This is a genomic window from Bacillus sp. TH13 (genome assembly GCF_016651175.1).
Lineage (GTDB): Bacteria > Bacillota > Bacilli > Bacillales > Bacillaceae_G > Bacillus_A > Bacillus_A thuringiensis_S.
In genome coordinates this window covers 2,601,227-2,613,618 of the sequence record NZ_JAEKEJ010000025.1, presented here as the reverse complement: position 1 = coordinate 2,613,618, position 12,392 = coordinate 2,601,227, and the positions used below count along the sequence as shown (strand labels likewise).

Here is a 12,392-nt window from a genome sequence, read left to right as displayed (position 1 = left end):
TAATAAAGAACCCTCTTTACAATACAAAGAGGGTTTCATATTAAGTAAAAGATTGTGCAAGAGCAGGTGATTTAATAGGTATATGACGCGGTTCTGCATGGTTTTCTGCCAAAATTGCATCTACAATATGACCAGCTGGCTCTGGAAGATAGATGCTTTTCATTGCTTCTTTCATTTGAAGAAGCTTCACATCATCTTGTAATAATGCCTCTGTTTTTGCAAAAACCTCACTATCATCGCGAATGACAACTGCTGCTCCTTTTTTTTCAAAGTACATCGCATTTTCATTTTCTTGTCCTGGAACAGGTTTATATAAAATGACAGGTACTTGCAACGCTGCTGCTTCACTTAATGTTATTCCGCCTGGCTTCGTAATCATACACGAAGTAACTCGGAATAATTCATCAATATTTTCAACATACCCAAACACTTTTAATGCATCGGAATTTTGATTCTGTAAACTTAATAAATCCTGTTTTAAAGCTTCATTTTTTCCACAAACGACAACTACTTGTAAATTAGGCACTGACATAAATGATTGGCATAGTTCTTTTACATTTCCTAATACCCCATGAGCACCTGCTACAATTAGTAAAATCTTTTTATTCTTACATAACTGATATTTATTATATATGATGTCTGGATTTACCTTTAACTCAAAACTACTCCGAATTGGAATTCCTGTTTCAACAATTTGTTCCGCAGGTACACCGATATCAACCATCAATTCTTTCACGTGATCCGTTGCAACAAAATAACGATCTACTTCTCGATGAATCCATATTTTGTGCACGCAAAAATCCGTTAATACGTTATAGACAGGAATTGAAATCCCTGTTTGTTTCTTCAATTCTGGTACAGCGATAATTGGAAATGTATTAATTACAATATCTGGTTTCTCCACCTGTAACAGTGTTTTCAAACGTTTTCTTCCAAAGTTCGCATACCAAGATGCTATTTTCTTATCATAAATTTTTTCTACCCCGTAATAAAACAAACGATATAATTCTTTTCCTATTGTATAACTTTTTAAATATAGATATTTTGTAATGTCAGTTATAAATGGATGTGATTCTCCAAACAAGTCGCATACAATAACATCTTCAATTCCTTTTTGGCGAAATGTTTGTTCTAATGTTTTTGCTACTTGCACATGACCATTACCGTAATGTGCAGTTAATATTAAAACCTTGGGGTTTTTTATCAAACAAATCCACTCCTAGCTTTTTGTTTCTCCATATTGCATATACGACAATAGGAAAAACATTTTCCTTAAAAATTACATAAACAGATTCTAATAATTCCCTTTTCAGCTATGTACCTGTCGTGGATATGCAAAGCATATAAGATTGACCCCTTAATCCTATCTGTGCTCATATCTTTACATTATACTTTCCTATAAGAGCTTTCGCAATAACTTACAAATGTTCTCTATTCCATGATACTCACTCTTTTACTTCTTAATTCTTTTTACTATTTTGATTTCCCTTTACAATTATGTAAATTTCTCCACTTATTCCGTACAAAATTATGGATATTCTACTTTCAGTATACTCTTTTATCAATATATGCTCTAGATTTTATTGTAAAGAAAGCAAAAAGCCTAATCCAATATTTGGATTAGACCGCTTGTAAAATATGTTTAGCATGTTCTACATTTTTCTCAGTAGGTGGTTCTACATTTGCGAGTGGATACTTATGTCCAAGCGCCTCCCATTTATATACACCAAGCTTGTGATATGGTAACACTTCAACTTTTTGAACATTAGACAGACTTTGAATAAAGCTAGATAGTTTTTGTAGATCCTCTTCATTATCCGTAACACCAGGAACTAATACGTGTCGTACCCAAATCGGTTTATTCTTATTCGATAAATAACGAGCGAATTGTAAAATATGTTCATTTGGTTTTCCTGTTAATTTACGATGCTTTTTAGAATCGATATGTTTCAAATCCAATAAAACTAAATCTGTATAATCCATTAAAATATCTAGCTTACTTTGGAATTCTGGTTCCTCAGAATAACAACCACCAGAAGAGTCGATTGTTGTATGGATACCAGCCTCTTTACACTTTTTAAACAACTCAATTAAAAAGTCTAGCTGTAATAATGGCTCTCCACCGCTAACTGTTATACCGCCTCCGGAGGCTTCAATAAATGGAAGGTAACATGTCACATCCTGCATCACTTCTTCAACTGTTATTTCTTTACCTTTACCGATTTCCCACGTATCAGCATTATGACAATATTGACAACGTAATAAACACCCTTGTGTAAATATGACATAACGAATCCCTGGGCCATCAACAGTACCACAAGACTCTACAGAATGTATTCTTCCTTTTACCATGTTACTTCCTCCTTTATTGAAACAGCCTCCCTTCGCTATATATTAAGAGCGAAGGGACACTTTTTTCATTTACATGCTTTCATGCATTGTACGGTTAATTACATCAATTTGTTGTTCACGAGTTAATTTAATAAAGTTTACAGCGTAACCAGATACGCGAATTGTTAATTGTGGATATTTCTCAGGATGTTCCATTGCATCCATTAATGTTTCACGATTAAATACGTTAATATTTAAGTGATGGCCTTCTTTTACTGCATAGCCATCAAGCATAGATACTAAGTTACGTACTTGTACATCATCTTCTTTACCAAGTGCTTTTGGAATAATAGAGAATGTATTAGAAATACCATCTTGTGCATCTTCATATGGTAATTTAGCTACAGATAATAATGAAGCTAATGCACCTTTTGTATCACGTCCGTGCATTGGATTTGCACCTGGTGCAAATGGTTCTCCAGTACGGCGTCCATCTGGAGTGTTACCAGTTTTCTTACCGTATACAACGTTAGATGTAATAGTTAAAATTGACATTGTATGAACGGAATTACGATATGTTTTATGTTTACGAAGTTTATTCATAAATGTTTTCACGAGATTTACAGCGATCTCATCTACACGATCATCATTGTTACCGTATTTAGGGAAGTCTCCTTCAATTTCGAAGTCCACTGCAATACCATTTTCATCACGGATTGGTTTTACTTGTGCGTATTTAATTGCACTTAATGAGTCTGCTACTACAGATAGACCCGCGATACCTGTTGCCATTGTACGAAGAACATTTGTATCATGAAGTGCCATTTCAATACGTTCATAGCTATATTTATCATGCATGTAATGGATAACATTTAGTGTGTTTAAATATAGACCTGCTAACCATTCCATTGTCATATCAAACTTATGCATAACTTCTTCGTAATTTAATACTTCGGAAGTAATTGGTGCGTACTCAGGACCAACTTGTGCTTTTGATTTTTCATCTTTACCACCGTTAATCGCATATAATAATGCTTTCGCTAAGTTTGCACGAGCTCCGAAGAACTGCATTTGCTTACCGATTCTCATTGCAGATACACAACAAGCAATTCCGTAATCATCGCCGTAATCAGCACGCATAATGTCATCATTTTCATATTGAATTGCTGATGTTTTAATGGACATTTTCGCACAGTAGTTTTTAAAGTTCTCTGGTAATTGTTTAGACCAAAGAATTGTTAAATTCGGTTCTGGAGCTGGTCCTAAATTATCTAATGTATGCAAGAAACGGAACGAGTTCTTTGTTACTAATGGACGACCATCTAATGCAATACCACCGATAGATTCAGTTACCCAAGTTGGGTCACCAGAGAATAATTCATTATAATCAGGTGTTCTTGCGAATTTCACAAGACGTAATTTCATAATGAAGTGATCTACAATTTCTTGTACTTCTTCTTCTGTTAAAGTACCATTTGCTAAATCTCTTTCAATGTAAATATCTAAGAATGTAGAAGTACGTCCAAGACTCATTGCAGCTCCGTTTTGCTCTTTAATCGCCGCAAGATATGCGAAGTATAACCATTGGAATGCTTCTTGTGCATTTGTTGCTGGTTTAGAAATATCGAAACCATGAGAAGCAGCCATTTGTTTTAGTTCTTGAAGTGCACGCATTTGCTCAGATAATTCTTCGCGTAAACGCATTGTCTCTTCGCTCATTACACCGCCAGTTAAATTTAAATCAGCTTTTTTCGCTTCAATTAAATGATCAATACCATATAATGCTACGCGTCGATAGTCACCGATAATACGTCCACGACCGTATGCATCTGGAAGACCAGTAATAACGCCTGATTTACGTGCATTTCTCATTTCTGGTGTATAAGCATCGAATACACCTTGGTTATGAGTTTTTCTCCAATCTCTAAAAATACGACTAAGTTCTTTGTCCATTTCGTATCCATAAGATTCACAAGCTTGCTCCGCCATACGAATACCACCATATGGTTGTAAAGAACGTTTAAATGGTTTATCAGTTTGGAAACCGACTACCTTTTCAATATCTTTATTTAAGTATCCTGGGTCATGTGATGTAATAGAAGAAACAATTTTTGTATCCATATCAAGAACGCCACCGTTTTCACGTTCTTTTGTTGTTAAATCCATTACTTGATCCCAAAGTTGTTTCGTTGCTTCAGTTGCTTCTGCTAAGAAAGATTCGTCTCCTTCGAAAACGTTTACATTATTTAAAATGAAATCGCGAACATCAATCTCTGCTTTCCATTTTTCACCTTTAAAGTTTTCCCATGCGTTTTTAACATTTTCTAATACTTGAGTCATCCTAATCTCCTCCATTTTTGATTAGTACAGGACTAAGATTTTTTATATAACAGCTTACACACTTAGAATACTACTTTTTTAAGAAAGTGAACGAAATAGTTGTGACATGTTTGTGAAAAGTTGAGCAAACCACTATATATATAGTGGTAACTTCATTTAAAAGTCTTTAGAATTAACCCTTTCCTTAATTGTATTTTTTTGGTATCCTTATATACGAGTCCTATTTTGTAATATAAGAACAATACCCATTGTAGAGCTGTAATACTCTTATCTCCTAATCTGTTATAGTTTTTATAACAGAATAAAAAAGTGTACACATGTTGTACACTTTTTTGTTACTTCTATAAAACATCTCTTTTTCTATTGCCGTCATAGAATCCGCCACGATTGTCTGTTAATGCAATTATTTGTTCTAGTCCCTCTATATGATCACCTATAATTCGAAGTACAGCTAGAGGATGACCTATTTTTGCAAAATGTTCACTGGGACGAATACGGTTCATCTTATCAACCTCAACACGATATACACACGCAATTTCAAATCCAGAAAGAAGAGCCTTCACTTGTGCTACACAAGGTGACAATAAAGATTTATATCCAATTGCTTTCAAACACTTGTGGCTAAATGCATTAGGTACCGCAATAAGTGATCCTACCCCTAAATCCTTTCTATCACAAGCTAAATTTAGTGCATACTTAAATGCAGTTACAAGATGAAGTGGTACTCTTAAATCTAAATAATGATTTAAATCATTTAATGCGACGTCCTTTCCATCTGCAATAGCTTTTGCAAAAGGATATAGCTCCCTAGCTGGAATAACAAAATCACCATCTATAAATAACACAATTTCTCCTTTTGCAAAATAAGTTCCAAGTGAACGCCCTACATCGTTTCCAAGGGCTTCTTTATATACAATTGTCGTTGCGCCCTTGTCTTTTGCAATCGTTGCTGTTTTATCTGACGAACCATTTACGACGACGATGATTTCAAAAGGTTCAATTTTACGAAGCTCTTCTATAACGTTTCCAATTGTTTTCTCTTCATCTTGTACAGGAATAACAACCGATAGTTGCTTTCCTTTATACAAATTGGATGTAACGCCCCATCCTTGATAAAAATCTTCGAAATTTAAAGTATGATAGACACTATTCCTTTTCCTATTTCCATCATAATATCCCCCGCGTGTATCACTGCTTACTATCCGTTCCGCAACAGCTTCTATATGATCACCTATCATTCGTCTTTCAGATTGAGAAAGGCTCGTGCCATATGCAGCATGTTCAATCGGTCGAAATTTATTCGGCGTAATAACATCAATAGCACAATGACGGCTAATTCTCCATTTACTTTGTGCTATACGTAAATGAGCTACAATAGGATTAACTAAACATTCATATCCAATACTCTGGACGACTTCTTTCGTCAACGCATGAGGTACAGATAATAAAGAATCAATTTTTAACTCTTCACGCTCTAACATTGCATTTAATATTTGGCGCCATACTGTCACGGAGTGCGGTTTTTGTTTCTTTAAAAATAATGCGTCCAAATTATTTAAAACGATGTCAGTTTGATCATGTAAAATCGGATTAAGAAACAATTGTAATTTTGAAGTTGGAATAGCAAAGTCCCCATCTATAAATAGTAATACATCACCTATCGCATGTTTTGCGCCAACTGTACGTCCAACATCGTTTCCTAATAGTTCTGTATGCCTGATTACTTTACATCCTAACCGATTAGCAACCTCTTCTGTACCATCATTACAACCATTTGCTATTACAATAATCTCTACTGGATTTAACGGTTTTACCGATTGAATAACGTCTGAAATCGTATCCGCTTCATTACTTGCAGGAATAATAACTGATAGCGACTTAGCCATTGTTTTCTTCACGAAACCACTTAATAGTTTCTTTCAATCCTTGTTCCCACGTTACTGTCGCTTGAAATTGAACAAGTTCTCTTAACTTCGTTACGTTCGGCCTTCTATTTGGAATTTCTTCAAAGCCATGTGGATATACTTCCTCAAAAGGAACTTGTATAATTTTTGAAGAAGATTTCGTTAGTTTTTTAATTGTTTCTGCTACTTCTTTTATACTCTTTTCGTTCTCGGAACCTATATTAATAATCTCACCATTTACCTTCTCATCCATTGCTCGAATCGTTGCCTCTACCGCATCACTTACATACGTAAAGCAACGTGTCTGCTTTCCATCTCCATATACGAGAATGTCTTCTCCTTGCAGGGCTGCACTGATAAATCGTGGGATTACCCCTGCATACGGACCATCTTTCGCTCTTGGACCATAAATATTAAAATAACGAACAATCGTTACCGGTAAACCTTCTAATGCGTAGCCTAAACATAATGTTTCTTCTAACGTTTTACACACTGCATAACTCCAACGTATTTTAGAAGTTGCCCCGTACAATCGGTCCCCTTCTTCTGAGAAAGGCGGTTTGCCTTTACCATATACTTCTGAAGTAGATGCAAAAACTACTTTCTTCTTTCCTTTTAATGCTGTTTGTAAAATGTTTCTCGTTCCATCAAAATTCGTTTCAATAAGCTCTATACTCTTTTCCATTGTCGTTTTCACACCTAAAATTGCTGCTAAATGAAACACTACATCATGTTGATTTACTAATTCATAAATAGAATTTTTATCTAAAACGCTTATTGGAATAACCCGAATTTCTTTCATTAACTCATCATGATATTTATTTTTTCCTTTATAGAAGTTATCCACAATCGTGACTTCATTTCCTCTTTTCACCAATTCTTCGGCTAGATGCGATCCAATGAATCCTGCTCCACCTGTAATTAAACATTTCTTACTCATACACTCACCTTCTTTATAATTCCACGTGTATCTATTACTCGCTTCATTCCTTTAAAAAGCTTCCAATCGATATTAGAGTGATCAGTTAAAATTAAAATACAACCTGCCTCTTTAACTGTTTGTTCATCCAAGGCAACGGATTGATACACCTTATCCCCAATTTCTGCAGAAGAAATATATGAATCATGGTATTTTATCTTGTATCCTTCTTTTATTAGTAATTGAATAATTGGCAAAGCCGGTGATTCCCTCAAATCATTTACATCTTTCTTATACGCGATTCCTACAATTAAAACTAGTCCGGGCGATTGCACCATGCCCTTTACTTTCCGGACTATTTTCTCTGGCATTTCTTCATTAATTACATGTGCCGCCTCAATTAATTGACTAATTGCCCCATTCTTTTTTATTCTCCATTGAAAATATAAAGGATCTATGGGAATACAGTGCCCCCCTATCCCTGGTCCTGGCCAATACGGAGTAAATCCAAACGGTTTTGTAGATGCCGCTTCAATAACCTCATAAAAATCAATCCCTAAACTTTCACATAGTGTGTTTAACTCATTTACTAAAGAAATGTTAACTAAGCGCTGAATATTTTCAAATAGCTTACACATCTCTGCTACTTTCGGAGAGCTAACAGGTACAACTACGTCAAAAATGCTACTATATAAATCCTGTACTTTTTGTTTACACTTTTCTGTTTGTCCACTAATAACCTTTGGAATGTCCTGAACGGAATATTGACTATTTGCTGGATCAATCCTCTCAGGAGAATATCCAATATAGAAATCTTCGCCTACCTTTTGGCCGCCTTGAGAAACAATCGGAATAATAACTTCCTCGAGCGTACCTGGATATGTGGAGCTTTCGAAAATGAAGGTTTGTCCTTTTTGAAGGTTTTGTTGTATATAATGCGAAGCTGAAATGAGGGCACTTAAATCTGGTTCTCTTCGTTCATTAATTGGAGTTGGAACAGTAACAATAACATAATCACTATTTTGGAAATCAGTAATACCTTTATCTGGTGTATTTACTATTAATTTATTTTTAGTCAATAAACTTTGTAACACCTTAGAAGAAACATCTGGAATATAACTTTCTCCTTTTATAATCAATTCTATTTTTCTAGTATCTTTATCTAATCCAAGTACGGTATGTCCTCTTTCTGCAAAATGGACTGCTAAAGGAAGACCAACATACCCTAATCCAATAATAGCTACTTTACTACTAGCATTCATCTGTATTCTTTTCTTCCTTTCTCAATTGTTGAATAATGTCTCTATCGCGATCTCCATCTGTAAAACTCCCACGTTCGTCTGTATATTGTAATAGATAAGCAATCGCCTCAAGTTGATCACCGAAAATACGGTCAAATGCCGGAATACGTCCATTTACAAACCCATGTTGCTCCGGGCGTACCCGATTGGTTTTTATAACATCTACAAATTCTACTGCTGTAATAGAAAAAACCTCCAAAATAGCTTGCATTTGGGCTAATGGCGGAATAACAAGCGAGTCATATCCTATTTTCTCTATTACCCTTTTATGCATAGCATGTGGTACTGCCGTTAATGAGTTATTCCATAAATCCGGTCTTTTCGCTACTAAATTCACAAAATATTTCCCCATACTAATTGGATCTGCAGGATGAAACATATCTAATAAGCATTGTAAATCATTTAAAACCACATCACTTCCATCTTCAACAGCTTGCAAAAATGGAGTGAGTTTTTTTGCTGGAATAACAAAATCACCATCAACGAATAAACAAATATCTGCCGTAGCATGCATGGCACCTATCGCTCGTGCTACATTATGTCCAAGCGCCTTCGTAAATTCAACAACAATAACATTTTCTAGCTTTGCGTGTTTAACAGTCTCAATATCTGCTCCATTCGCGACAACAATAATTTCATCTACCCCTGCTTTTTTCACTTCTTGTATAACAGATCTTATCGTCATGTTTTCTTCTGACACTGGTATAATCGCACTATATTTCGCTTTTTCCTTCTTTAATACAACTGGTTTATAGTTCCCTATAAACTCCCTATCCCTGTTTCCCTCCGAAAAACCGCCGCGTTTACCATATGTTTCGATTACATATTGCAAAGCACGTAAATGATCTCCCATAATACGACTAGTCGCTTTCGGATAAGGAGAACCAAGTGATGTTCCCATATGCACAGGACGAACCTTATTTGTGTGAATTACATCGACCGAAGCCGTATCAACAATATCTACTCCTCTAGACATCGCCATCGCTTGAAATAGTGCTGGATCTGCTAAATTCCACCACCCAAGTTTCTCGATAACTTCCCTGTTCATCGCATGTGGAATTGCGATTAAAGATCCAACAACAAGCTCCTTTTTATTCAAATAACGATTCAACATGAACTTTCCAACTGTCGTATAATGTGGTCTCATCTTTAAATAAACCGACCATGTTAAATTATTCACAACAATTTGATGCCCTTGTCGAATCCCTTTCACGAAACGTTGTAACTCTTTACTATCAATAACAATATCACCATCTAAAAACAAGACAATTTCACCTTTTGCTTCTCTAGCTCCAATAGCCCGTCCAACATCATTGCCAAGAGAATGTTTATAATAAATCATGTGACAATGATGTTGTAACGCTATTTCTTTTGTCCCATCTGTCGATCCATTATCAACTACGATAATTTCATAAGGTTCGAGCTTCTCCACTTCTACTAAAACTTGTGATAAAGTACTCGCTTCATTGTGCGCTGGAATAACAACTGATACTCTCATATTTGTATCACTCTTACCCTTCCAAGCGAACATAAGCAATAATAGGAGTACGCACAACTACATCTTCCGGTGGTCCATAAGAAGGAGAAGTACGAACACTTACTGCCCCATCTGTCACAGATAACAGAATACCTGCAACAATTTCAACCGCTGTCACAACTTGCACTAGCTCACCAACATGGTTACGCAATTCTTCAATAAATAACATATATAAGTCTCCTTCCTTACGCTTCTTTAATTGATATAATGCTTGTAAATGGTAATAAAATTTCTGTTCCTATCCCTTCTTGCAGTGTTAAGAAATCATCACCAACTGCTACAATAACTCCTGTTAATTGTCCAACCGTCACCGTAATTTCTACGTTTTTACCCAAATACTGCTCTGCAATTTCTTTAAAAGGTGATGTATTACATTCTTTTAATATGTTACAAATAATAGATTGAAATCTGCTTGATTCAATAAATTCTTCCGTAGCTTGCTTAGAGTTTCTTTGAATAAACCTTGCAAAGTTTTGTGAAAATAAAAGTCGTTCCACAGCAGGCAATAATTTGTCATCTAAAAAATAGCTTAATTGTCTATTAAACAATCTTGATAATTTATGCCAATATTTTCTGAACAGACACATACACTTCTCCTCCTATTATTTTCAGATTACAAAATTTTACATCCATACATCTTAATGTATACAAAACAGATATTTTTGTGATAGGTAAGATATACATTTTCTAAAAGAAATATTTGTTTGAGGGCATAAAAAAAACTATCCAAAAGGATAGTTTCTTACACTTCAATATTCCGCAACATTGTATAAATGTCGTTATTCACTTTACCAAACGATTTAATGTTGTTTTGGATGTTAGATAATAAAACGACATACACACTTCCGTTTTTACTAAATCCATTTAAGCAATTCCATCCTGGCATTACACCGTGATTCGAATAACTTCCTGGGTCTACGTACCATCCAAATCCGTAATCTTTTTTTCCGCCTGTAAACATTTGATCATAGCTCTCTTTTGAAATTAACTTTCCAGAGAAGAGTGCTTCGTTAAATAAATATAAATCATGTGCACTCGTATATATATCACCACAACCATATAGTTGTGACATGCTCGGAATATTAGGTGTTGTCATATTGTTATTTACTATTTTATAACCCGTTGATGGGAATCTTGTTTGTTCTAACTCTGTGCCAAAACCAGAATGTTTCATACCCGCAGTAGCAAAAATATGTTGTTTAATATATTCTTCGATCGGCTGTCCACTTACCTTCTCGGCAATGTATGCAAGTATAGAGTAGTTCGAATCGGAATACTTCCACTTCTCTCCTGGACCACCAATGCGCTTTTGATTTCCTATTCGCTTTATCAGTTCTTCATGAGAAATATCTTCTTTTCCCTGCTCATATTCGGGAATCCCTGATGTATGTGTTAATAGATGTTTTAGCTGAATACTATTACCTTGTGGAAAATCTGGAATATACTTCGCAACAGTATCTTCTACTTGTAATTTTTTTTGATCTTTCAACTGCATAATAGCAGTTGCTACAAACGCCTTTGAAATAGAACCAATATAAAAAGTCGTCTCTGAATTATTCGGTACTTGCTGCTCTTTATTTGCCATACCGTACCCTTTATTCAGAAGAACTTTTCCGTTCTTCACAATAACAGCTGTCCCGCTAAATCCTGCGTTTTGTAAATACTGGTCCAATTGAGCGTTTTCATTAATTTCTTGAGGTGGTCCTTCAGCAGGCTGTTCCGCAACTTGCGCTTGCTTCACTTGTTCTTCCTGCTCTTTTTGTTTTTGTTCTTCTTGCTTCTTTTTTTCTTCTTCTTTCTTTTTTAGCTCTTCTTGTTTCTTCATTTCTGCTGCCGCTTTTAAAGTTTCTTCTTTCTTATTATGCTCAACAATTTTTGTATACATGAAATATACAAGTGATAATAGTAAGACGAGAATGATTGTCCTTTTTATGTATACAATCGGCCGATGTGCTTTCCCATTCGCATTATTTTTTTCCTGATCCATAATTGCTTTTTTCCCCTTACTCACCAATAATTTAATTCCTCTACTAAAGATTTATTTTAGTAGATTATGGATA

General features: G+C 35.2%; 10 protein-coding genes and 1 pseudogene. All 11 read right to left on the bottom strand.

Annotated features, from left to right (window positions below; translation table 11 throughout):
* Positions 1–40 precede the first annotated feature (40 nt).
* The 11 genes and pseudogenes from JFU02_RS21935 to JFU02_RS21885 all read right to left on the bottom strand — a co-directional run bounded on the left by JFU02_RS21935 (position 41) and on the right by JFU02_RS21885 (position 12,319).
* Positions 41–1,207 (bottom strand): diglucosyl diacylglycerol synthase, encoded by a 1,167-nt coding sequence (locus JFU02_RS21935; RefSeq protein WP_000594686.1) that lies wholly within the window; start codon positions 1,205–1,207, stop codon positions 41–43.
* A gap of 413 nt (positions 1,208–1,620) precedes the next feature.
* Positions 1,621–2,352: a pyruvate formate-lyase-activating protein gene (gene pflA, locus JFU02_RS21930; protein WP_000238469.1), complete on the bottom strand. Its 732-nt coding sequence runs from the start codon at positions 2,350–2,352 to the stop codon at positions 1,621–1,623.
* A 69-nt stretch (positions 2,353–2,421) separates the two neighbouring features.
* Positions 2,422–4,671, bottom strand: a complete 2,250-nt coding sequence (gene pflB / locus JFU02_RS21925; protein ID WP_097888441.1) for a formate C-acetyltransferase — start codon at positions 4,669–4,671, stop codon at positions 2,422–2,424.
* Positions 4,672–4,823: 152 nt separating this feature from the next.
* A pseudogene (locus JFU02_RS21920) lies at positions 4,824–5,044 on the bottom strand (hypothetical protein).
* The gene (locus JFU02_RS21915; protein ID WP_142308537.1) at positions 5,013–6,557 is read right to left on the bottom strand and encodes a glycosyltransferase family 2 protein; all 1,545 of its coding nucleotides are present in this window, start codon (positions 6,555–6,557) and stop codon (positions 5,013–5,015) included. Before JFU02_RS21915 ends, JFU02_RS21920 begins: the two are co-directional and overlap by 32 nt.
* Positions 6,550–7,515 (bottom strand): NAD-dependent epimerase/dehydratase family protein, encoded by a 966-nt coding sequence (locus tag JFU02_RS21910; protein ID WP_086406824.1) that lies wholly within the window; start codon positions 7,513–7,515, stop codon positions 6,550–6,552. Before JFU02_RS21910 ends, JFU02_RS21915 begins: the two co-directional genes overlap by 8 nt.
* The gene (locus JFU02_RS21905) at positions 7,512–8,756 is read right to left on the bottom strand and encodes a nucleotide sugar dehydrogenase (RefSeq protein ID WP_086406825.1); all 1,245 of its coding nucleotides are present in this window, start codon (positions 8,754–8,756) and stop codon (positions 7,512–7,514) included. The genes JFU02_RS21910 and JFU02_RS21905 overlap by 4 nt, the downstream gene beginning before the upstream one ends.
* Complete coding sequence (locus JFU02_RS21900) at positions 8,746–10,293, bottom strand: glycosyltransferase family 2 protein (protein ID WP_097888443.1); 1,548 nt, start codon at positions 10,291–10,293, stop codon at positions 8,746–8,748. Before JFU02_RS21900 ends, JFU02_RS21905 begins: the two co-directional genes overlap by 11 nt.
* Before the next feature lie 13 nt (positions 10,294–10,306).
* Complete coding sequence (locus JFU02_RS21895) at positions 10,307–10,501, bottom strand: hypothetical protein (RefSeq protein ID WP_000897297.1); 195 nt, start codon at positions 10,499–10,501, stop codon at positions 10,307–10,309.
* Between the two features lie 16 nt (positions 10,502–10,517).
* Positions 10,518–10,919, bottom strand: a complete 402-nt coding sequence (locus JFU02_RS21890) for an LSm family protein (RefSeq protein ID WP_000335541.1) — start codon at positions 10,917–10,919, stop codon at positions 10,518–10,520.
* 155 nt (positions 10,920–11,074) lie between these two features.
* Positions 11,075–12,319, bottom strand: coding sequence for a serine hydrolase domain-containing protein (locus JFU02_RS21885; protein WP_061666216.1), 1,245 nt, complete (start codon positions 12,317–12,319; stop codon positions 11,075–11,077).
* Between the last annotated feature and the right edge of the window lie 73 nt (positions 12,320–12,392).